Source organism: Idiomarina loihiensis, assembly GCF_024584785.1.
GTDB lineage: Bacteria > Pseudomonadota > Gammaproteobacteria > Enterobacterales > Alteromonadaceae > Pseudidiomarina > Pseudidiomarina fusca.
On the sequence record NZ_CP074112.1, the window covers coordinates 2847586 to 2868578 of the forward strand.

Consider the following 20993-nt stretch of genomic DNA (forward strand, 5'->3'; position numbering starts at 1 on the left):
GTTGCTATCAACTCGCTAGAATCGTGTTAACAAGCAGCACTAAGCCTAATACGAACAACACCGCAAAGACCACGCCAATGCCAATAAACAACAAGGGGTTGCCTTTGTTGAAATCGCGCTTGCGATTGGCTTCGGTTTGCACCCCAAACATGGCTGCTAGGACACTGACAATGACGGCCAATAAACCAGGTTTTTCAACATGAGTATTATCGACGCTAGGCAGCATAAGCAGGTCTACTTTTAGGCTATTGAAGTGGATTTTCGTAGTGGCGCTTAGACTTGTCTTTACTGTTGAAAAGTAGCTCGAACAAATCTAAAAAGTGAAACTGCGTCGAGCGGCTTTGCCCAGTAAACCACGCATGCCAAGAAACTTGCTTGGCTGGCGCAACACAAGCTTCTAGTGAACTGTGCTGTTCACTGACATCTAATAACTGCTCGCACTGTTGGGTGTAATTGCTAGCTGTCGTTTGCCATGCTGGTGCTAGAAAAGCGCCAGACAAAATCGTGCCAGTAATAACTGCAATTATTATTAATCGCAACTTCATAACTGACCTCCATTTAAATAAGGGTTGATTCGGCTTTAGCTAAATTTATCGATGAGGTGAATCACGTAAATTTGGTTAACAATTAGACTACTAAAATAGCAGGAATAAGGTTCATTCGCCACTCTTAAAAACGCATTTTTTTGACTGCTAAGCGCACTTAGCTCTGTTACACTTAGTGGATATTTCGCTAGCAGAGGTTTTTATGGCTGACTATCTTATTGCTCCGTCTATTCTCTCAGCTGATTTTGCGCGGCTGGGTGAAGAGGTTGACGCAGTGTTGCAGGCGGGCGCTGATGTCGTTCATTTTGATGTGATGGACAACCATTTTGTGCCGAACTTAACCATCGGCCCAATGGTATGTAAAGCGCTACGAGACTACGGTATTAAAGCTCCTATTGATGTCCATTTAATGGTACAACCGGTAGACCGAATGATTGATGATTTTGCGGCCGCTGGCGCTTCCATCATCACCTTTCATCCTGAAGCCTCAACCCATATCGATCGCTCTTTGCAGCAGATAAAAGCGGCTGGCTGCCAGGCCGGCTTGGTATTTAATCCGGCCACGCCCCTGCACTATCTAGATTATGTGATGGATAAACTCGACGTTATTTTGTTAATGTCGGTGAACCCAGGATTTGGTGGGCAGTCGTTTATTCCGTCGACGCTAGCGAAACTAAAACAAGTTAGGCAGCGTATTGATGCCAGTGGACGCGACATTCGGCTAGAAATTGATGGCGGTGTCAAAGTCGATAATATTGCCGAAATTGCGGCGGCAGGCGCTGATATGTTTGTGGCGGGTTCGGCGATTTTCAATCAGCCTGATTATGCAGCTGTGATAGCAGCGATGCGCAATGAGTTAGCTAAAGTTTAATGAATTATTTAATGGAATCTTTTCAGCATGAGTAAACCTATCGTATTAAGTGGCTGTCAGCCGTCAGGACAATTATCTATTGGTAACTACATTGGTGCGTTACGCCAGTGGGTAAAAATGCAGGATACTCATGATTGTCGGTTTATGTTGGTGGATTTACATGCCATCACGGTACGCCAAGACCCAGCTCAGCTACGTTCAGCCACACTGGATGGGCTAGCACTTTATATGGCGTGTGGGTTAGATCCTCAAAAAAGTGTGATTTTTGTCCAGTCCCATGTACCAGAGCATGCGCAGCTAGCTTGGGTGCTCAATTGTTACACCCAAATGGGTGAATTGAATCGGATGACCCAGTTTAAAGATAAATCAGATCGTCACGCCAATAATATTAATGCAGGTCTATACACTTACCCAGCATTGATGGCAGCAGATATTTTGTTATATCAAGCGAACGAAGTGCCGGTGGGTAATGATCAGAAGCAGCATTTAGAACTGGCTCGCGATGTGGCTACCCGATTTAATAATCTGTATGGCGATGTTTTTACCATTCCTGATCCTTTCATTCCAGAAGTGGGTGCACGGGTTATGAGCTTGCAAGATCCGAATAAAAAGATGTCAAAGTCAGACGACAACGAGAATAATTTTATTGGCTTGTTAGAAGACCCGAAAAAAATCGAGAAGAAATTAAAACGAGCTGTAACTGATTCAGATGAGCAGGCACGGATTTATTTTAATCCAGAAGAGAAGCCGGGCGTTTCAAACTTACTGTCGATCATGTCGGCTGCTACGGGGCAACCTATCGCTGAGTTAGTACCTAGTTTTGAAGGTAAAATGTACGGACATCTGAAAAAAGAAACCGCAGAAGCTGTGGTTGCCATGTTGGAGCCTATTCAGCAGCGTTATCATGAGTACCGTAATAACCTTGATTATTTGAATCAGGTGATGGCAGCGGGAGCTACTGCCGCGAGTGAACATGCGGCAGCAACTCTGCGTAAAGTCTATGATGTGATTGGTTTTGTGCCACGCCCTTAAGTTCGAGACAAAAGTAGTGAGACGCGCTGGTGTTATTACTGATCGATAATTATGACTCCTTTACTCACAATGTCGCGCGCTACTTTTGGGAGCTAGGTGCGAACCTAAAAGTAGTGCGTAACGATCAGATAACCCTTGCTGAAATCGCTGCGCTACCACTGACTGGTTTGGTGATTTCTCCAGGCCCTTGCACGCCAGATGATGCTGGGATTAGTCTTGCCGCTATTAGAGAATTTGCAGGACATGTTCCGATTCTAGGCGTGTGTTTAGGGCATCAAGCCATCGCGCAGGTGTTTGGCGGGAAAGTCGTGCGTGCCGGCACCGTCATGCACGGTAAAACTTCGTTGTTGCAGCATCAACAGCAAGGGCTGTTTGCCGGTTTGCCTACTCCATTCAAGGTGGCTCGTTATCATTCCTTGCTGGTACAGCCAGACAGCCTGCCGCCAGAATTAGTGGTTGATGCTTGGGTTGAGACTGCTGCTGGCGAGATCGAAATCATGGCACTGCGACATCAGCAGCTTCCGGTCTGGGGCGTGCAATATCATCCTGAGGCGATAGAAACTGAATTCGGGCATGAGCTATTTGCCGCCTTTTTACGCCATTGTCAGGCTCCCGATGAAACCCAGTTAGCAACGCCTTAAGAACAACTTAATATGCAGCAAAAGGGCTAGCTGATGCATAATTATGCAGCGGCTCTGCAAGCTTAGCTAACCACCTCTCTAGCCCGCATTTTTTCTACGCTGTAAGCACGACAACGGTGCTTTTTTCTGCGATAATAGCTGCACTTAAAAGTGCTTTAATCGATAACAAAACGAGGCAGCTATGACTAATAAATTATCCGTAACTCGCGCCACCTTTGATGACGTGATGGTACCCAACTACAACCCAGCGCAGATGATTCCAGTGAAAGGCGAAGGGTCACGCGTGTGGGACCAAGCCGGTACTGAATATGTCGATTTTGCCGGTGGTATTGCGGTGAATTGTTTAGGCCATTGCCACCCAGCGATGGTGCAAGCGTTAACTGAGCAGGGCAACAAACTGTGGCATTTAAGTAACGTTTTCACTAACGAGCCAGCGCTGCGCTTAGCGCAAAAGTTAACTGACGCTACCTTTGCCGACCGGGTTTATTTCGCAAACTCAGGCGCAGAAGCGAACGAAGCCGCATTAAAATTGGCGCGACGTTCGGCGTTAGATAAATTCGGACCAGAAAAAGACCAAATTATTGCCTTTAACAAAGGTTTTCACGGCCGTACGTTCTTTACTGTAACAGTAGGTGGTCAAGCTGCTTATTCGGACGGTTTTGGGCCAAAACCTGGTGCCATCGAGCACGTTGATTACAACAACTTGGCTGCACTAGAAGCGTTAATGTCTGATAAGACTTGTGCGATCATGATGGAACCTTTGCAGGGTGAAGGTGGTGTTATTAGCCCTGATGCAGAGTTTGTCAAAGGCGTGCGTGAGTTGTGTGATAAATACAATGCGTTGTTGATTTTTGATGAAGTGCAAACAGGTTTTGGGCGTACCGGTAGTTTGTATGCTTATCAACAGCTTGGCGTAACCCCAGATATTTTAGCCTCGGCTAAGTCGCTAGGTGGTGGCTTCCCGATCGGTGCTATGTTGACGACAGCAGAGATTGCCGCTCACTTAAAACCTGGTACTCACGGCAGCACTTACGGTGGTAACCCGTTGGCTTGTGCTGTTGCTGAAGCGGTATTCGATGTAGTGAACACCGATGACGTGTTAGCTGGTGTGAAACAACGCGAACAGTTGTTCAAAACCACCCTACAGCAAATCAACGAAAAATACGGTGTGTTCCAAGATATCCGTGGCCAAGGTTTGTTGTTAGGTGCGGAGCTAACTGAAAAATTCGATGGTAAAGCTCGCGACTTTTTAAATGCAGCAGCCGCTGAAGGTGTGATGGTACTAGTGGCCGGGCCAAGTGTGATTCGTTTTACGCCGTCGTTGATTATTCCAGAGCAAGATATTCTGGAAGGGTTAGCGCGCTTTGAACGAGCTGTTGCCAAGCTAGCTGGCTAATCCTCACGGAGACACTTTATGTTAGTGGTTCGTCCGATAGCGCCGCAGGATTATGCGGCGCTTTATACCTGTGCAGTTGAGTCTGGACATGGTTTTACCTCGTTGCCAGTTGATGAAACCTTACTCCAACGTCGTATTGCCAGAGCTCAAGAAGCCTTTGCCCGTGCTCATGTGAGTGAGCCTGGTGAAGAAGGCTACTTGTTTGTTATGGAAGATACCAAGTCAGGAGAGATTGTTGGCGTCAGTGGTATTGAAGCCGCAGTTGGCTTAACCGATTCTTTCTATCATTATCGGCTAGGTAAAGTCGTTCACCACAGTAAAGAGCTGGATATTTATAACGCGCAAGAAACCTTAACCTTGTGTAATGACTACACAGGTGTGAGCGAGCTATGTACTCTCTTTTTGCGCGAGCCGTTTCGCAAGAATATGAACGGTCGGGTGCTATCGCGCTTTCGGATGCTGTTTATGGCTGAATTTAGACAGCGCTTTAGTCCATTGGCTATTGCTGAGATGCGTGGTGTATCAGATGAAAATGGCGAATCTCCTTTCTGGGGATGGTTGCAGCAGCATTTCTTTCGGATGGATTTTACCCAAGCTGACTACCTTACCGGAATTGGCGAGAAAGCCTTTGTCGCACAATTGATGCCGCAGCATCCGGTGTATGTAAGTTTGCTACCACCGGAAGCACAGGCCGTTATCGGTCAAGTGCATGAGAATACGCGACCAGCCTTAAAAATGTTACAAGCTGAAGGATTTCGTTGTCGTGGCTATGTCGATATTTTTGATGCCGGACCTACCGTAGAAGCTGAAGTAGCAAATATTAAGAGTGTACGTGAGAGTAAGCGCTTACCAGTTAAAATCGGGCCGGTAACAGAATCAGCCCGTTACATTGTATGTAATACCCGCGTTGCGGATTTCCGCGCGATTCAAGCTCGCATTCAAGTACATGATGATCATGTGGTGATGGAAGCACGCCATAGCACCGCGTTGCGCGTTGAAGATGGTGACCAGGTGCGGATTGTCAGTCTGACAGGAGAACAGTAATGACCGATAAGAACTTATTTATTAATGGCGAATGGGTGAGTGGCGAAGGCGATTTATTTAAATCAATCAACCCAGCGCGAGATGAGATTATTTGGGAAGGCAAGGCCGCCTCAGCCGAACAGGTTGATACAGCAGTGCTGGCCGCGCGCGCTGCTTTTGTGGCTTGGGCTGATCGTAGCTTTGAAGAGCGCCTAGCTATTTGTAAGCGTTTTGCTGAATTACTAGAAGAAAACAAACAAAAATTCGCCCATATTATTGCTGAAGAAACAGGTAAGCCGGTATGGGAAACCTTAACCGAAGTCGCCGCAATGATTGGTAAAGTTGCGATTTCTGAGCGGGCTTATCAAGAGCGTACTGGTACCGTTGAAAACCCCATGGCAGGTGGTAAGGCTTTTGTGCGTCACAAGCCTCATGGCGTGGTTGCAGTTTATGGTCCGTATAACTTTCCTGGGCATTTGCCTAATGGCCACATTGTACCCTCGTTACTAGCCGGTAACACGGTAGTCTTTAAGCCCAGTGAAATGACTCCCAAAGTGGCCGAGTTTACGGTAAAACTGTGGCAGGAAGCGGGCATCCCTAAAGGTGTGATCAACTTAGTGCAGGGTTTGGTTGAAACGGGTAAATCATTGTCTGCACATATGCAGATTGATGGCCTATTCTTTACCGGGTCGTCAGGCACTGGTCATGTATTACACAAGCAATTTGCAGGGCGTCCAGATAAGATTTTAGCGCTAGAAATGGGTGGCAATAACCCACTACTAGTGAAAGACGTAACTGATATTGATGCTGCCGTGCACGATATTGTGCAATCAGCTTTCGTTACCTCTGGCCAACGTTGTACTTGTGCCCGTCGCTTGTTTATCGAAAAAAGCGCTAATGGCGACGCCATTTTGAAACGTCTGATTGAAGTTGCCGAACAGATTGAAGTAGGCGACTACGAAGCCGACCCACAACCTTTTATGGGTGCGATGATTTCTGCTAAAGCAGCCAGCGATATGGTGAAAGCGCAAAATGATTTGATTGATGCGGGCGCTAAAGTATTGTTAAAAATGCTCCAAAAAGATCATCATTTGGGCTTTGTCACGCCAGGTATTTTGGATGTGACTCAGGTGAAAGAAATGCCTGACATCGAGCATTTTGGGCCGTTACTAAAAGTGTATCGCTATACCGACCTTGATGCTGCCATTGCTGAAGCGAACAACACTCGCTATGGTTTGTCGGCTGGTATTTTGTGTGATAGCGAAGAAACCTATCGCTACTTCTTTAGACGGATTCGCGCCGGTATTGTGAATTGGAACAAGCCTATCACCGGAGCCAGCAGTGCGGCACCGTTTGGTGGTATTGGTGCAAGTGGTAACCATCGTGCCAGCGCTTATTATGCAGCTGATTACTGTGCTTACCCCGTGGCGTCAGTGGAAGCCGAGCAGGTGGTAATGCCGGAGAAATTAGCGCCGGGCTTAAATTTTTAATTGCGATAAATGATCTCTCACAAGTAGGAGCAACCTATGGCAGCAGCAATGCAAGCAGTAGTGAACTGGCGTGACGGTTTAGTGTTTGAGGCTAAATCAGGATCAGGCCACAGCCTGTTAATGGATGGCAATAAAGCTGAAGCTGCCAGCCCCATGGAATTAGTGTTAATGGCTGCTGGAGGTTGCTCTTCGGTTGATGTGGTATCGATTCTTGAAAAGGCTCGTCAGCAAGTCTCTGCAGTACGCTGCGAAGTGCAAGGCGAGCGGGCCGATGCAACGCCAGCCGTGTTTACTAAAGTGCATTTGCACTTTGTGGTAACCGGCACAGATATTGCGGATAAACATGTTGAGCGTGCGGTTGCTTTGTCGGCAGACAAGTACTGCTCGGTAGCGAAAATGCTAGAGGCCTCAGTGACCATTACCCACAGTTTTGCAATTGAGAATTCATAACTGATGAACTACCGTCATAGCTATCATGCTGGAAATTTTGCTGATGTGGTCAAGCACAGCCTACAATGGTTAGTATTAGACTACTTAGGTCAAAAAGATAAGCCGTACTGGGTGTTGGATACTCACGCTGGTATTGGTATGTATGACTTACAGGGCGAGCAAGCACAGAAAACTGGCGAAGCCACCGATGGCATAGCGCGGTTACTAGGCCGTGATGATATCCCTGCGGTATTACAATCCTATGTTGCTCAGGTGCAGCAACTTAACCCTACCGGTGAGTTGCGTTGGTATCCTGGTTCGCCATGGTTTTCAGCAGAGCAATTGCGCGCGCAAGACCAACTGGTGCTGTGTGAGTTGCATCCTCAAGATAGCTTGGCATTAGCTGCTAACGTTAAACAGGAATTTGCTACTGCCGGTAGTATCAAAGTCTTAACTGAAACCAATGGTTATGCCGCGTTGAAAGGATTGCTACCGCCACCCATTAAGCGCGGGTTAGTGTTGATCGACCCACCGTTTGAGCAGCGCGATGAATTACAAACCTTAGTTGCCGCTTTGGATGCCGCCACCAAGCGCTGGGCTACTGGCGTTTACGCTGTGTGGTACCCGATCAAAGACCCGCTTAGTATTGGCGACTTTCATCAGCAGGTAGCACAACTCAAGCATGTGCAAAAAGCTTATGCCGTTGATATCTTAATTCGGGATGCGCAAGACCCGCAGACCTTAAATGGTTGCGGCATGCTATTTATTAATCCGCCGTTTGGGCTGCTACAACAGGTGGATGAGGTGATGAACTACTTAACCCCGTTACTTGCTCAGGGGCGAGGCGCGCAGTGGCAGGGGGTATGGCTTACTTAAGCCATTCCACGGTGCCGCCGTTGGCCTTTTTCTCAAGAATTTCTTCAATCAATGGCGTTAGGATTAACTCCATTGCAAACACCATTTTGCCACCAGGCACCACCAAGGTATTCACCCGCGACATAAAGGCGCCATCGATCATCTGTAAGTAATAAGGGAAATCGACGTGCTTCATCCCGCGAAAACGAATAACCACAAAACTCTCGTCTAAACTCGGAATATCTTTAGCGCTAAAGGGGTTGGAGGTATCTACCGTTGGTACCCGTTGAAAGTTGATATGTGTACGCGAAAATTGCGGCACTATGTGGTGAATATAATCATCCATACTGCGAATAATGCTTTGCGTAACAACTTCTCTGGAATGGCCACGCTCGGAGGTATCGCGAAGCAGCTTTTGAATCCACTCCAAGTTGACGATAGGAACCATGCCAATTAACAAGTCGACATGTTGTGCAACATCATAATCTGCACCTGCAACACCACCATGCAGGCCTTCGTAGAACAATAAATCGGTGTGCTGGGGTAAGGGCTCCCAAGGGGTGAAGGTACCAGGTGTTTGGTTATAAGGCACAGCATCATCGAAACTATGCAAATAGCGTCTTACTTCGCCATTTCCGGTTTGGCCATACTCTCTAAAGAGCGCCTCTAACCGGGCAAAATCATTGGCTTCTGGGCCAAAATAGCTGATATGACGGCCTTGTTCTTGGGCTTTGCGTATGGCTAATTCCATTTCTGGACGTGAATACCGATGAAAGCTATCACCTTCCACGCACGCCGCATGAATGCGTAAGTTACGAAAAATATGTCGTAACGCTTGGCTGGTGGTGGTGGTGCCGGCGCCTGATGAACCGGTGACGGCAATGATAGGATGCTTGACCGACATGAGTCCTCCGCAAAGTTGAATGATTGTTATACGGACTCATTGCCGCGGGGTCAAGTTTTGTGCTGTACCTTCAAAAAATGTAGCAATTAGTAGTGTGGGGGGATCTCATCCTCGGGTTTTAAGCCATCGCTATCGCCGCGCTCTTGCAGTTGTTGGAACTTTTCCGACATAACTTGCATCTTACGCTGCAAGTTATGTAGCTGATCGGCTTGTTGAGTTACGAGTTGGTTTAATGTTTCAATAGTATCGTCTTGAAACGCTAATTGACTCTCTAAGTTCGCAATTCGATTAATCACATCATGATCGTGTTGAGCTGCCATAGGCAAACGCCCCTATTTATGTGTAGTATAGTTAGCGCGACGAATTACAACGTACTCTGACAGAGAATTCAATCCTGGAGAATAGAATGATGCAATTTAAAAAGCCTTTAGCGCTGGCCTTGGTAGCGCTTGCTGTATCTGGCTGTATGCAACAACAAGAAGAAGCGAAACCAACGGGCCCAGTGAGCTACCAAGTAAGCGAAACTGCCCCGGTAGATGAGCGCGAGAAAATGGCTTATGCCTTAGGTTCTTCGGTAGGTACTTTTGTTGGCAAAACATTAGACCGTCAAGAAGAGGCAGACTTTTTACTTGACCGTGATCTGGTTATCACGGGTTTTGTTGATGCAGTAAAAGCTGAGGCTAAACTTAGCCAAGCAGAAGCTGAAGAATTATTGATGACCATGCAAGAAGTTGTGACTGAGCAGCGTCAGCAAGTTCTAGGTGGTAAGGCCCAAGCTGAAGGCGAAGCCTATCTAGCTGAAAATGCGCAACGCGAAGGCGTAACTGTCACTGAATCAGGCCTGCAATACGAAGTGATTAGCGAAGGTGCTGAAGGTGGCGCGCAGCCAACTGAAACTGATATCGTAGAAGTACATTACGAAGGAACCTTAATCAACGGCGAAGTGTTTGACAGCTCAGTTGAGCGTGGTGAACCAGCTGTATTCCCACTTAACCGTGTTATCGCAGGCTGGACTGAAGGCGTGCAGTTGATGAGCGTGGGTGATAAGTTCCGCTTTGTGATTCCAGCGGCGCTAGCTTATGGTGAGCGTGAAGTGGGTAATGGTTTGATTCCGGCTAACTCAACCTTGATTTTTGAAGTTGAGTTGCTAGACGTGAAACAAGCTCAAACTGCAGAAGACAACGCAGTAGACGCTGGTTAAGCCCAAGCGTCTACAGCAAGGAGCCATTAGAGCAGTTGATGCTGCTCTAGTGTGCTCAGTAATCTATCTTCAAATTCCATCCGTAGTTCTAATGCTTCGCCTAAGTGCGATAGATGCTGGCCGAACTGTTGTAACCCATTGTCTTCATTGATTTCGCCGTAAGCGTCATTGAAGTCTAGCGCAATTTCGGTGGTGTCGCTAATTAACGGAAAAACTTCGTTAGCTAATTCACGGGTACTTTGTGGTGCTTGTTGACTGTTGCGGATGATCTGGTCATACACTTCAAAGTGACCGGCCGATACGTAATCCATCAATAGCTCGCAAAAATGACGGATATCCTGAGCTGCCGGGAGTGCTTGTGAATCGCGTTCATAGGGCGCTAGGCCAGCTAATTTAAAATAATCCACTAATACTGCCTGTCGTTCTTGTAGCCAGGTATCTATAGCCTGATGAGCGCCACTCCAGCGTTGTTTGGCGTGTTCGTTGCGTTTTAACATGCAGTTCTCCGTTTGAATCATAGTCATCAATCTACTGATGATGCTAAGCTATCGTCAACTATTTTTGTTTGAAAAGGATAACATAAGCATGTCAAAGCCGTACCAAAAGCCTGCTGCTGACGAGCCAGCTTGGTGGTTTATTGTATCCGCGGGCGAACTACTGCTCAGTCCTACCGATAATCGACCTCCCCATGGGCAGTTAGATCAGTTGCCTTTGCCAGACTTGAATGACTATAAAGTGGTGTTCATTGGCGAGTTGCGTGAGCGCAATTGCTATTTAGTGATGGCTGATTTTGGCGACGCAGAATTTGCTGCGTTGGGCGATTTTCATAGCCTGCGTGAGGTGTTGGTGCAGCAAGATGATGATATGTTTGCCATGGCCGCGCGGGCTAAGCAAATAGCAGATTATCTGCAAACCCACCGTTTTTGTGGTCGCTGTGGAGCACGGATGCAAGCAGTTGACTGGGAATTAGCCATGCATTGCCATAGCTGCCAGCATCGTTGTTACCCGCGTATTTCACCTTGCATTATTGTAGCCATTAGAAAAGGCCGTAAGGTGCTGTTAGCGCGCGGTAAGCGCCATCCCGAAGGACTGTTTTCAGTCTTGGCTGGGTTTGTTGAGGCGGGCGAAACCTTAGAACAAACGCTAGCCCGAGAAGTTATGGAAGAAGCCGGTATTGAAATCAAAAATCATCGCTACGTGGCGAGTCAGTCCTGGCCTTTCCCGCATTCGTTGATGATAGGCTACACCGCTGAGTGGCGTAGTGGTGAACTCAGGCTTGACCCGTTTGAACTCGAGCAAGGCGATTGGTTTGATATCGACCAGCTGCCGCGAATCCCGTTACCGGGTACCATCGCCTATAAGCTAATAATGCAATTAAAAGCTGAAATTGATCAGGAAAAATAAGCCATTCGCTGGTAAAATAGCCGGCTAATATCAAGCCGGTTTAATTGGAATAGAGATTCTCATGACTGAATTAAAAAATGACTTGTACTTACGTGCTTTGTTGCGTCAACCCACCGAGCGCACGCCGATCTGGATGATGCGTCAAGCTGGTCGCTATTTACCAGAATACCGCGAGGTACGTAAGCAAGCCGGTGATTTTATGGCTTTGTGTAAAAACCCAGAGCTAGCTTGTGAGGTGACTCTGCAACCATTACGTCGGTTTGGTCTTGATGCTGCGATTTTGTTCTCAGATATTCTTACTATCCCAGATGCGATGGGCTTAGGTTTGTATTTTGAAACCGGCGAAGGTCCTAAATTTGAGCGGCCATTACGTGATTTAGCGGCTATCGAAAAACTAGCGGTGCCAGATCCTGAGTTAGAGTTAGGTTATGTGATGGATGCAGTGCGTACCATTCGCCGTGAGCTAAAAGGTCAGGTGCCATTGATTGGTTTTTCGGGTAGTCCATGGACCTTAGCGACCTACATGGTTGAAGGTGGCAGCACCAAAAACTTCAGTGTCGTGAAAAAAATGATGTTCGCTGAACCTCAAGCGATGCACTTGTTGTTAGATAAGCTGGCGCAGTCAGTGACTAGCTATTTGAATGCGCAAATCGCAGCCGGTGCGCAAGCGGTAATGATCTTTGATACTTGGGGTGGCGTACTAAGCCCACGTGACTACCGTGAGTTTTCGTTGCGCTACATGCAGCAAATCGTCAGTGGATTGACGCGCCACGCCGACGGTCGCCAAGTGCCAGTAACCTTGTTTACCAAAAATGGCGGCGCCTGGTTGGCCGATATGGCAGCAACGGGGTGTGATGCTTTAGGGGTGGATTGGACCACTGATTTAGCTACTGCACGCAGTTTAGTTGGCGACAAAGTTGCACTACAAGGCAACATGGACCCAAGTATTTTGTACGCCTCGCCAGAGCGAATTCGCGCAGAAGTTGCAACCATCTTGGCAAGTTATGGTCAAGGTACAGGGCATGTGTTTAACCTCGGTCATGGAATTCACCCTGAAGTGAATCCAGAACATGCTGGCGCCTTTATTGATGCCGTACATGAGCTGAGCCCGGCTTACCATCGTTAAGAGTTTGCGGTAAAGCCCGCTTATTCGGCGGTAAGCGGGCGCTCCTTACCACAGTACTGCGTTACAATAAGGGTATCTTATTTTTGTAAACGTAGTACTAGAGGGTTTATGGCCGCACGGAACGTCTTTAATCCAGTCAGCATTGTTGTCCTTATTCTGGCTGCAGCAGTAGCATACTTTTATTGGTTTGCTGAAGTTGCGCCCAAAGAAGAACGTCCACAAAACCCCGTCCCGGTTGAAGTGCAATCTGCACAAATCAGCGAATTCAGAGATGTGATTGAAGCGCTAGGTACGGCGCAAGCAAATGAATCCATCGTGGTGACTGCCCAAGCCCAAGAAATAGTGATGGCGGTGCACTTTGATGATGGTGATTTTGTTGAGGCCGGGCAGTTGCTCGTGGAGCTAGACTCACGTGAAGAAACCGCACGGGTACAAGAGCTTAAATTCCGTTTAGCCGAGGCCAACCGTCAGTATCAGCGTTTAGTAGACTTACGTCGGCAAAATGCTGCATCGCAGCAACAAGTAGAAACTCAAGATGTGTTAGTGAAAGAGATCATCGCTTCGTTAGAAGTGGCGGAAACGCAACTCGCACAAAAACGCATTGTTGCTCCTTTCAGCGGCCAACTGGGTATTCGCTATGTCAGTGTAGGCTCGTTAGTCGCCCCTGGCGACCAAATTACTACGCTTGATGACACCTCACCGATTAAATTAGATTTTAATGTTCCGGAACTTTATTTTGCTAGCTTGAAAGTTGGCCAAGAAGTTGCGGCACGCAGTGGTGCCTACCCCGGCGAAGAGTTTCGTGGCGTGATCCGCAGCATCGACTCGCGCGTTGACCCACTAACTCGTTCCATTTTAGTTCGAGCTAACATTCCCAACGAAGACAATAAATTACGTCCCGGCATGTTATTGCGGGTGAACCTATTGCGTAGTGTGGACGAAACCATGATCTTGCCAGAAAAGGCGATTGTTCCAGTCCAAGATCAGACCTACGTGTATGTGGTCACCAGCGACAATATGGCCAAGCAAGTGCCAGTTACTGTTGGCCGTCGTAAACCCGGTATTGTTGAAATATTGGATGGGATTAAACCTGGTGACAAGGTAGTTACTGAAGGCATGGTGCGTTTGCGCGACGGTGTTGCAGTCAAGATTCGGGAGGACTAAGCCATGATTTTGTCAGACCTCTCGGTTAAACGACCGGTTTTTGCAGCGGTAGTTAATATTCTACTGATCGTGTTTGGTATTGTCGCTTTTACCATGCTGCCATTGCGTGAGTACCCAGATATTGACCCCCCGGTAGTATCGATAGACACCAATTACACTGGGGCCTCCGCTGATATCGTAGAAACTCAAATCACTCAGGTCATTGAAGACCGGATTAGCGGTATCGAAGGGATCAAAAGCATCAACTCAAGCAGCCGAAATGGCCGCTCTCGCATCAGCATCGAGTTTGAATTAACCCGTGATATTGATGCCGCCGCGAATGATGTGCGAGATCGCGTATCGCGCGTTTTAGATAACTTGCCAGAGCAAGTTGACCCGCCTGAAGTTTCCAAAGCTAACTCAGATGAAAGTACCATCGTTTGGTACAACCTGCGTAGTGAAAGCATGTCGGTACTAGAGCTTACTGATTATGCTGATCGCTACATTGCCGATCGCCTCTCCGTTGTAGACGGCGTAGCACGGGTGCAACTTGGGGGCGAGCGACGTTACGCCATGCGTATTTGGTTAGACCGCGACGCCATGGCGGCCCGTAACATTACCGTCACCGATGTTGAAAATCGCTTACGTTCTGAGAACATTGAGTTGCCAGCTGGTGAAGTGGAGTCGATTGACCGCGAGTTCACGGTGCGGGTGGCACGAACTTACCTTACCCCAGAGCACTTTGAACGGCTCACCATCAAGCGTGGCGACAATGGGCAATTGGTTCGTTTAGCTGAAGTTGCGCGGATCGAAATGGGGGCCGAGAACGATAAAACTGACTTCCGCGGTAACGGCATCAACATGGTGGGTATCGGGATTGTGAAACAATCCAAAGCCAACACCTTAGATGTGGTTGAAAATGTGAAGCGGGAGATTGCTATTATCGAGCAAACTCTACCAGAAACTATGTTTATCGTGCCTAGCTACGACTCATCTATCTTCATCAAAGGCTCGATTGACGAGGTGTATAACACCTTGGGCATCGCGATGGCGTTGGTCGTGGTGGTGATTTATTTGTTCTTGGGTAATATCCGCGCCACCTTAATTCCGGCCTTAACTGTTCCGGTAGCTATTATTGCCTCTTATATTGCGCTCTTTGCGATGGGCTTTTCGATCAACTTACTGACGTTACTAGCATTGGTACTGGCTATCGGCTTAGTCGTCGACGACTCTATTGTGGTGTTAGAAAATATTTATCGTCGGATTGAATCTGGCGAGCCACCTTTATTAGCGGCCTATCGCGGTGCTCGTGAAGTAGGTTTCGCGGTCATTGCAACCACCTTAGTGCTGATCTCAGTGTTTGTTCCATTAGCCTTTTTAGATGGCAACATAGGCCAATTGTTTACTGAGTTTGCCTTAGCTATTGCTGCGGCGGTGGCATTCTCAAGTATCGCGGCATTAACCTTGTCGCCCATGCTCAGCTCTAAAATTCTGCGCAAAAAAGAGCGCTCGAGTAAGTTCGGGCAGATCATGGACCGCGGTTTTGAGAAGCTAGAAAACGGGTATGTCAAACTACTTAAGCGAGTGTTGGCTTATCCGTGGATGTCTGCAGCGTTAGTGGTACTGTCCGGTGTGCTAGCCTTTGGCATGATGAAGTTCATCGAGCAAGAATTTGTACCACCAGAAGACCGAGGCACTTTCTACGTGATGGTGCGCAGTGCTGAAGGTGCTTCATTTGAGTCAAATTCCGCCCATATGCGTGAAATTGAAAGTATTTTATTACCTTATTTAGACCAAGGTAAAATTGATCGGTTAATTATTCGGTCACCGGGTTGGGGCGATTCAGCAGGTATTGCGATTGTTGGAGCTGTACCTTTTGAAGAGCGCGAATGGTCAAGCTTTGAGCTGATGGATGAGGTATCCAAGCAACTTAACGACGTGACTGGGGTGCGAGCCTTTGCCTTCATGCGCAGCGGTATTAGTGGGGGGAACGGGCGTCCGGTGCAGTTTGTCTTGCAAGGTAATACTTACGAGCAATTGGCTGCTTATGCCCAGGTGGTGATAGAAAAAGCTAGCCAGAATCCTAACTTGCTAGATTTAGATACCGATTACAAAGCGACCTTGCCGCAATTACTGATTCGGATTGACCAAGAGCGGGCTTCCGACCTTGGTGTATCGGTGGGAGATATCGGTCGTACCTTAGAAACCATGTTGGGGCAACGGCGTGCAACCACCTATTTGGATCGCGGTGAAGAATACGATGTGATTTTAGAAGGTGAGCGTTCTGACTATCGTAGCCCTACTGCCATCGATAATATCTACGTGCGTTCAACTTCTACTAATCAGCTGATCCCGTTATCGAACTTGGTGACGGTAGATGAACAGGCTACGTCTGGCTCACTCAACCGCTATAACCGTATGCGTAGTATTACCATTGAAGCCAACTTGGCCGAAGGTTACTCGCTGGGTGAAGCCCTAGGCTATCTAGAAAACATCGTAAAAGCTGAACTGCCTGATGATGTCTCGATTGATTATAAAGGCGAGTCGCTGTTGTACAAAGAAAGCGGTAGCTCGGTTATTTTCGTGTTTGTACTAGCCTTGCTGATTGCGTACTTGGTGTTAGCAGCACAATTTGAAAGCTTTGTGCATCCGTTGGTGATCATGTTGATGGTGCCAGTGGCAGTGTTAGGTGCCGTTATCGGCATGTACGCAGCAGATATGACCATCAATATTTACAGCCAAATCGGCATTGTCATGCTGATTGGTTTAGCGGCTAAGAACGGTATCTTGATTGTGGAGTTCGCCAACCAGTTGCGAGATGCCGGTATGCGTTTTGATGATGCGTTAATTCGCGCCTCACAGCAGCGCTTACGGCCAATCGTGATGACGGCCTTCACCACCTTGATGAGTTCGGTTCCATTGATACTGGGATCGGGCCCTGGCGCTGAAAGTCGGATGGTGATCGGGGGCGTTATTTTTAGTGGGGTAGCCTTATCAGCTTTCTTAACGATCTTTGTTATTCCTGGGCTGTACTCACTCCTTGCACGTAACACGACTTCGCCAGAGCAGCTTGCGAATGAGTTAGCTGAGCTGGAGCAACAACATCCGGATACCCGAGCCCACTAATGCTATTGATGACGCAACTGGATGCCCATTAATCCAGTTGCGTCGCTTCTCTTGCGGTTACCGGTAAGCCGCGCAATACATTAGCCGCCAATTGCGGGTTGTTCGTGAAAATCCCATCCACACCCATCGCTTGTAGTTCCCGCATGTCCTCTGGCTCGTCTACCGTATAGACCAAGACTTTGAGTTGCCGCCGATGGGCGTCAGCAATAAAGGCAGGGGTAACAAAATCGACATCAATATGTACTGACCAAGCATTGAGTTCACTCGCAAAAGCTGCGTAATGAAGCCCACATGAGGACGTGAGTGCACCAATTCTGAATTGCGGGTGGTCGCGTTTAAACTGCTGCAACCAATGGTGATTAAAGCTTGAAATAATGAGTTGTGAGAACTTGAAGTGATGTTGCTTGATGGCATGCAATAAATGCTTGCTCAAGCCACGCTGGATATCCGCACCTTTGAGCTCAATATTGACGGCACAACGACCATTAATGAAGGCTAGTGCTTCAGCCAGGGTGGGCACCGGTTGCTGCCCAAATACTTGCAGTTGGCGTACCTGGGCTAGGCTTAGATCACTTAAGCGCCCCGGCTGGGCTGCTAAGCGTGCTAGGTAACGGTCATGGAACACAATCCATTCATCAGCCAAGGGATAGACATCTAGCTCAATGCCATCGGCCTGCGCATCGATGGCTGCCGCAAAAGCGGCCAGAGTGTTTTCTGGGGCCGCGAAGCTAGCTCCTCGATGCGCAAAAATAAGCATGCTAACTCATCCTTACTTGGCGATAGGTTATGGGTAAATGGCTAGTCGTCCAAGGTGCCTAAGAGCTCACCCATGCGGGTGACAGAACCAGGCTCTAGCTCATCAGCAAAATCAATCATGTCGTCTGGAAAGGTCAGGATAACCGTAGAGCCAAGTTTGAAGTGACCCATCTCTTCACCTTTTTTCAGCACGATGGCTTGCTCACCTGAGCTCGGATAGTTCCAGCTGTGGACGCTAGGTCCGCGTGGAGGGGTTACGGTACCCGACCATACGGTGCCAATGCTGGCGACAATGGTGGCACCGACCAAGACCATCGCAAAGGGACCGTGCTCGCTATCAAAAATACAGACCACGCGTTCGTTGCGCGCAAAGAGATTGGGTACATTGGCAGCGGTGAAAGGATTTACTGAGTACAAATCACCCGGCACATAAATCATTTTGCGCAACACGCCATCACAAGGCATGTGAATACGGTGATAATCTTTCGGCGCTAAATAAATGGTCGCAAAATCACCACTTTTAAATGGATGGGAGTCTCGTGGATCACCACCAAGCAGTTCAGTTAAGCTGTAATCGTGCCCTTTAGCTTGAAAAATCCGGCCATCTTCGATATCGCCTAACTGACTAATAGCACCGTCGACCGGATGAGCAAACTCATGCTCTGCAGCTGCTTTTAAGGGGCGCAATTCAGGTTTGAGCTGGCGCGTGAAAAACTCATTAAAGGTTTTGTAGGCGCGCGGATCTTCGTGCAGCGCCTCGCTCATATTGATCTTGTACTGGCGGATAAACCAACGAATAAATAGCTGGGTAAACCAACCGGCCTTGGCTGCCGCAAAACGGCCCACTAAGCGAGATAGCGCATGCTTGGGGGTCCAATGTTGAGCTTGAATTTTTACCGAATCCCAGTTCACGATTTTTTTCCTCGAGGTGTTACGCGCGATGGCTTTTTCAGCGTCATCGACTCAATGATACGGTGAAAATTGTACATGCGCAGCGCATATAAATCACCTGTTTCTACGGCCTGTTGTAACGCACACTCAGGATCATCTAAGTGTTTGCAGTCACGAAATTTACAACGCCCTAAATAGGGTCGAAAATCTTTAAAGCACCAAGCCACGCGTTCGGGCTCTAAGTGCCAAAGGGCAAACTCCCGAATACCAGGCGAATCGATTAACACACCGCCATTGGGCAGCGGGTAACGCGTAGCAACCGTTGTGGTATGTTGACCTAAGCCAGAGTTATCTGAAACGGCGCCTACTTCTGCGTCTATTTCGGGCAGTAATGCGTTAACAAGTGAGGACTTACCAACCCCAGATTGACCGACTACGATAGAGACATGGTCATCTAACACCTGTTGCAAACTGATCAGGCTAGCGGCTTGTTTGGCGCTTACTTGTAGTACCTGATAGCCAATCGCCTGATACATGGCCAGTGCAGATTGAATCTCAGCAGCTGCGTCGGCTTCAATGTCAGCTAATAAGTCAGCTTTATTGAGAATGATCACTGGGATGACTTCAATGTCCTCACAAGCGACTAAGTAGCGATCAATGATTTGCGTTGAAAAAGCCGGCAATACGCTAGACACAATCAAAATCTGATCGACATTTGCGGCTACGGGCTTCAAGCCATCATAGTAATCAGGACGGCTTAGTAAGGAGCTGCGTGGCTGTACCGCCTCGATCACACCGACTACATCGTTGGTGCTCTGTTGCAAACGTCGCCATACCACCACATCACCACACACTAAGGAGTCTACCGAGCGGCGAATATGGCAACGTAGATCGGGCTCGGTGGGGGTGCAGATAATGGCCTGCTGGCCAAAGCGGCTAACCACAGTTCCTGCTTCAGGCGCTCCTAAACTAGAGGCATCTGTCTCTAATTCAGGCGTGGCTGGGGCTTCAGCTTGTTGCAGACGCTTTTGTTGATTGGCCTGCATCCGTCGTAGTTGACCTTTATTGAGCTTGCGTTGTTTCGCCATGTAAAATTAATTCCGCTAAACACTAGCCATAATCATACATTATTACGCACAATAGTGCTTTAAACTTCATCAGCATAGCCGTTAAGGAACTACTATGAGCGCAGCCGCACGGTTGATTTGGATTGACCTCGAGATGACAGGGCTTGAGCCTGACCATGACCATATCATTGAAATCGCCACCATCATCACCGATTACCAGTTGAACGTACTGGCTGAAGGGCCCGTCTTAGCGGTGTATCAGCCGCCAGCTCATTTGGCCAAGATGGATGATTGGAATGTGCGCACGCACACGGGTTCTGGTTTAGTGCAGCGAGTGCAAGAAAGCACCTTAGATGATGCTGCTGCCGAGCAGGCGACTATTGAGTTTCTACAACAGTGGGTTACCCCTGGAACATCGCCCATGTGTGGTAATAGTATCGGTCAAGATCGCCGTTTTTTAGCGCGTCATATGCCTAAACTTGAGCAATTTTTTCATTATCGCAATTTAGATGTTAGTACGGTAAAGCAACTGGCGAAATACTGGGCGCCAGACGTGGCCGCTGGCTTAACGAAACAGGGCGCCCATACCGCTCTAGCCGATATTCGTGAATCGATAGAAGAGCTTAAATATTATCGTGAGCATTTTTTCAAATTACCCGAATAGCTCTGAATTGCGACTGGATTGTTGGTAATTAGTACAACAATCGACGGAAATCCGCACAAAGCGTCATAAACATGCAAAAAAGGGGTTGACGAAAAAAGGCGAATCCGTAGAATACGCCCTCGTTGACGATTGCGAGAATAGCTCAGCTGGTAGAGCACAACCTTGCCAAGGTTGGGGTCGCGAGTTCGAATCTCGTTTCTCGCTCCAACGTCGACATCTGCGAGAATAGCTCAGCTGGTAGAGCACAACCTTGCCAAGGTTGGGGTCGCGAGTTCGAATCTCGTTTCTCGCTCCAAATTCCGAAAACCCGAAAGCTTCAGGCTCTCGGGTTTTTTTGTGCCTGTTATTTAGCCTTTTTAATTTATAAACGCATATATATGGAAATCCATATACATCTTGCATTACATAAGGATTGCCATATATGATGAG

22 protein-coding genes and 2 tRNA genes are annotated in these 20993 nt (G+C 47.9%); 16 read left to right on the top strand and 8 right to left on the bottom strand.

The annotated features are described in order from the left end of the window. Window positions 1-7: 7 nt before the first annotated feature. Together KGF88_RS13585 and KGF88_RS13590 are read right to left on the bottom strand one after the other, a co-directional pair. Complete coding sequence (locus tag KGF88_RS13585) at window positions 8-226, bottom strand: DUF2970 domain-containing protein (RefSeq protein WP_153827081.1); 219 nt, start codon at window positions 224-226, stop codon at window positions 8-10. Window positions 227-245: 19 nt separating this feature from the next. Beyond that, window positions 246-545 (bottom strand): hypothetical protein, encoded by a 300-nt coding sequence (locus KGF88_RS13590; protein WP_153827082.1) that lies wholly within the window; start codon window positions 543-545, stop codon window positions 246-248. Window positions 546-747: 202 nt separating this feature from the next. Between KGF88_RS13590 and rpe the strand changes: the two genes are divergently transcribed. From rpe to KGF88_RS13630, 8 genes are all read left to right on the top strand, one after another. Continuing rightward, window positions 748-1416 (top strand): ribulose-phosphate 3-epimerase, encoded by a 669-nt coding sequence (gene rpe, locus KGF88_RS13595; RefSeq protein WP_153827083.1) that lies wholly within the window; start codon window positions 748-750, stop codon window positions 1414-1416. A 27-nt stretch (window positions 1417-1443) separates the two neighbouring features. Then, window positions 1444-2448: a tryptophan--tRNA ligase gene (trpS, locus tag KGF88_RS13600; protein WP_110075475.1), complete on the top strand. Its 1005-nt coding sequence runs from the start codon at window positions 1444-1446 to the stop codon at window positions 2446-2448. A gap of 29 nt (window positions 2449-2477) precedes the next feature. Continuing rightward, window positions 2478-3089: an anthranilate synthase component II gene (locus KGF88_RS13605; protein ID WP_110075474.1), complete on the top strand. Its 612-nt coding sequence runs from the start codon at window positions 2478-2480 to the stop codon at window positions 3087-3089. 181 nt (window positions 3090-3270) lie between these two features. Further along, entirely contained in the window at window positions 3271-4485 is a 1215-nt protein-coding gene (locus KGF88_RS13610) for an aspartate aminotransferase family protein (protein ID WP_153827085.1), read from the top strand. Between the two features lie 18 nt (window positions 4486-4503). Beyond that, entirely contained in the window at window positions 4504-5529 is a 1026-nt protein-coding gene (gene astA, locus KGF88_RS13615; RefSeq protein WP_153827086.1) for an arginine N-succinyltransferase, read from the top strand. After that, window positions 5529-6998, top strand: a complete 1470-nt coding sequence (gene astD / locus KGF88_RS13620; protein WP_153827087.1) for a succinylglutamate-semialdehyde dehydrogenase — start codon at window positions 5529-5531, stop codon at window positions 6996-6998. Before astA ends, astD begins: the two co-directional genes overlap by 1 nt. A gap of 48 nt (window positions 6999-7046) precedes the next feature. Next, the gene (locus tag KGF88_RS13625) at window positions 7047-7448 is read left to right on the top strand and encodes an OsmC family protein (protein ID WP_153827104.1); all 402 of its coding nucleotides are present in this window, start codon (window positions 7047-7049) and stop codon (window positions 7446-7448) included. Window positions 7449-7451: 3 nt separating this feature from the next. Beyond that, window positions 7452-8303: a 23S rRNA (adenine(2030)-N(6))-methyltransferase RlmJ gene (locus tag KGF88_RS13630; RefSeq protein WP_153827088.1), complete on the top strand. Its 852-nt coding sequence runs from the start codon at window positions 7452-7454 to the stop codon at window positions 8301-8303. Here KGF88_RS13630 and KGF88_RS13635 read toward each other — a convergent pair. Then, window positions 8296-9186, bottom strand: a complete 891-nt coding sequence (locus KGF88_RS13635; RefSeq protein WP_153827089.1) for a phosphoribulokinase — start codon at window positions 9184-9186, stop codon at window positions 8296-8298. The genes KGF88_RS13630 and KGF88_RS13635 overlap by 8 nt on opposite strands. A gap of 86 nt (window positions 9187-9272) precedes the next feature. Then, a complete protein-coding gene (locus KGF88_RS13640; protein ID WP_153827090.1) occupies window positions 9273-9506 on the bottom strand; it encodes a SlyX family protein in 234 nt (77 codons plus the stop codon). A gap of 86 nt (window positions 9507-9592) precedes the next feature. On the opposite strand from KGF88_RS13640, the gene KGF88_RS13645 reads away from it, so the two are divergent. Beyond that, window positions 9593-10387, top strand: a complete 795-nt coding sequence (locus KGF88_RS13645) for an FKBP-type peptidyl-prolyl cis-trans isomerase (RefSeq protein ID WP_153827091.1) — start codon at window positions 9593-9595, stop codon at window positions 10385-10387. 26 nt (window positions 10388-10413) lie between these two features. Here the strand turns inward: KGF88_RS13645 and rsd are convergent, their stop codons facing one another. Further along, window positions 10414-10884, bottom strand: a complete 471-nt coding sequence (gene rsd, locus KGF88_RS13650; RefSeq protein ID WP_153827092.1) for a sigma D regulator — start codon at window positions 10882-10884, stop codon at window positions 10414-10416. 88 nt (window positions 10885-10972) lie between these two features. On the opposite strand from rsd, the gene nudC reads away from it, so the two are divergent. The 4 genes from nudC (at window position 10973) to KGF88_RS13670 (ending at window position 17186) form a co-directional block, all read left to right on the top strand. Further along, complete coding sequence (gene nudC / locus KGF88_RS13655) at window positions 10973-11791, top strand: NAD(+) diphosphatase (RefSeq protein WP_153827093.1); 819 nt, start codon at window positions 10973-10975, stop codon at window positions 11789-11791. Between the two features lie 61 nt (window positions 11792-11852). After that, window positions 11853-12917, top strand: a complete 1065-nt coding sequence (gene hemE / locus KGF88_RS13660) for a uroporphyrinogen decarboxylase (protein ID WP_153827094.1) — start codon at window positions 11853-11855, stop codon at window positions 12915-12917. 108 nt (window positions 12918-13025) lie between these two features. Next, window positions 13026-14081 (top strand): efflux RND transporter periplasmic adaptor subunit, encoded by a 1056-nt coding sequence (locus tag KGF88_RS13665; RefSeq protein WP_110075464.1) that lies wholly within the window; start codon window positions 13026-13028, stop codon window positions 14079-14081. Window positions 14082-14084: 3 nt separating this feature from the next. After that, window positions 14085-17186, top strand: coding sequence for an efflux RND transporter permease subunit (locus KGF88_RS13670; RefSeq protein WP_153827095.1), 3102 nt, complete (start codon window positions 14085-14087; stop codon window positions 17184-17186). 28 nt (window positions 17187-17214) lie between these two features. Here the strand turns inward: KGF88_RS13670 and KGF88_RS13675 are convergent, their stop codons facing one another. From KGF88_RS13675 to rsgA, 3 genes are read right to left on the bottom strand one after another with little or no spacing between them, the layout of a single operon-like run. After that, a complete protein-coding gene (locus KGF88_RS13675) occupies window positions 17215-17943 on the bottom strand; it encodes a glycerophosphodiester phosphodiesterase (protein ID WP_153827096.1) in 729 nt (242 codons plus the stop codon). A gap of 41 nt (window positions 17944-17984) precedes the next feature. Beyond that, the gene (gene asd / locus KGF88_RS13680) at window positions 17985-18854 is read right to left on the bottom strand and encodes an archaetidylserine decarboxylase (RefSeq protein ID WP_416380906.1); all 870 of its coding nucleotides are present in this window, start codon (window positions 18852-18854) and stop codon (window positions 17985-17987) included. Continuing rightward, on the bottom strand, window positions 18851-19921 hold the full coding sequence (gene rsgA, locus KGF88_RS13685; protein ID WP_153827097.1) for a small ribosomal subunit biogenesis GTPase RsgA: 1071 nt from the start codon (window positions 19919-19921) through the stop codon (window positions 18851-18853). The genes asd and rsgA overlap by 4 nt, the downstream gene beginning before the upstream one ends. A gap of 94 nt (window positions 19922-20015) precedes the next feature. Here rsgA and orn point away from each other — a divergent pair, with 94 nt between their 5' ends. The 3 genes from orn (at window position 20016) to KGF88_RS13700 (ending at window position 20859) form a co-directional block, all read left to right on the top strand. Further along, window positions 20016-20564 (top strand): oligoribonuclease, encoded by a 549-nt coding sequence (orn, locus tag KGF88_RS13690; RefSeq protein ID WP_110075459.1) that lies wholly within the window; start codon window positions 20016-20018, stop codon window positions 20562-20564. 131 nt (window positions 20565-20695) lie between these two features. Then, window positions 20696-20771 (top strand) — tRNA-Gly (locus tag KGF88_RS13695). Between the two features lie 12 nt (window positions 20772-20783). Continuing rightward, a tRNA-Gly gene (locus KGF88_RS13700) sits at window positions 20784-20859 on the top strand. The last annotated feature ends 134 nt before the right edge of the window (window positions 20860-20993 follow it).

Excerpts from the sequence above, each read along its gene's own strand:
- KGF88_RS13640 (WP_153827090.1), bottom strand. The coding sequence starts at position 9,506 with ATGGCAGCTCAACACGATCATGATGTGATTAATCGAATTGCGAACTTA.
- orn (WP_110075459.1), top strand. The coding sequence starts at position 20,016 with ATGAGCGCAGCCGCACGGTTGATTTGGATTGACCTCGAGATGACAGGG.
- hemE (WP_153827094.1), top strand. The coding sequence starts at position 11,853 with ATGACTGAATTAAAAAATGACTTGTACTTACGTGCTTTGTTGCGTCAA.
- rsd (WP_153827092.1), bottom strand. The coding sequence starts at position 10,884 with ATGTTAAAACGCAACGAACACGCCAAACAACGCTGGAGTGGCGCTCAT.
- KGF88_RS13665 (WP_110075464.1), top strand. The coding sequence starts at position 13,026 with ATGGCCGCACGGAACGTCTTTAATCCAGTCAGCATTGTTGTCCTTATT.
- rpe (WP_153827083.1), top strand. The coding sequence starts at position 748 with ATGGCTGACTATCTTATTGCTCCGTCTATTCTCTCAGCTGATTTTGCG.
- KGF88_RS13610 (WP_153827085.1), top strand. The coding sequence starts at position 3,271 with ATGACTAATAAATTATCCGTAACTCGCGCCACCTTTGATGACGTGATG.
- KGF88_RS13590 (WP_153827082.1), bottom strand. The coding sequence starts at position 545 with ATGAAGTTGCGATTAATAATAATTGCAGTTATTACTGGCACGATTTTG.
- KGF88_RS13675 (WP_153827096.1), bottom strand. The coding sequence starts at position 17,943 with ATGCTTATTTTTGCGCATCGAGGAGCTAGCTTCGCGGCCCCAGAAAAC.
- KGF88_RS13645 (WP_153827091.1), top strand. The coding sequence starts at position 9,593 with ATGATGCAATTTAAAAAGCCTTTAGCGCTGGCCTTGGTAGCGCTTGCT.
- KGF88_RS13625 (WP_153827104.1), top strand. The coding sequence starts at position 7,047 with ATGCAAGCAGTAGTGAACTGGCGTGACGGTTTAGTGTTTGAGGCTAAA.
- nudC (WP_153827093.1), top strand. The coding sequence starts at position 10,973 with ATGTCAAAGCCGTACCAAAAGCCTGCTGCTGACGAGCCAGCTTGGTGG.
- KGF88_RS13630 (WP_153827088.1), top strand. The coding sequence starts at position 7,452 with ATGAACTACCGTCATAGCTATCATGCTGGAAATTTTGCTGATGTGGTC.
- KGF88_RS13670 (WP_153827095.1), top strand. The coding sequence starts at position 14,085 with ATGATTTTGTCAGACCTCTCGGTTAAACGACCGGTTTTTGCAGCGGTA.
- astD (WP_153827087.1), top strand. The coding sequence starts at position 5,529 with ATGACCGATAAGAACTTATTTATTAATGGCGAATGGGTGAGTGGCGAA.
- rsgA (WP_153827097.1), bottom strand. The coding sequence starts at position 19,921 with ATGGCGAAACAACGCAAGCTCAATAAAGGTCAACTACGACGGATGCAG.
- astA (WP_153827086.1), top strand. The coding sequence starts at position 4,504 with ATGTTAGTGGTTCGTCCGATAGCGCCGCAGGATTATGCGGCGCTTTAT.
- trpS (WP_110075475.1), top strand. The coding sequence starts at position 1,444 with ATGAGTAAACCTATCGTATTAAGTGGCTGTCAGCCGTCAGGACAATTA.
- KGF88_RS13585 (WP_153827081.1), bottom strand. The coding sequence starts at position 226 with ATGCTGCCTAGCGTCGATAATACTCATGTTGAAAAACCTGGTTTATTG.
- KGF88_RS13635 (WP_153827089.1), bottom strand. The coding sequence starts at position 9,186 with ATGTCGGTCAAGCATCCTATCATTGCCGTCACCGGTTCATCAGGCGCC.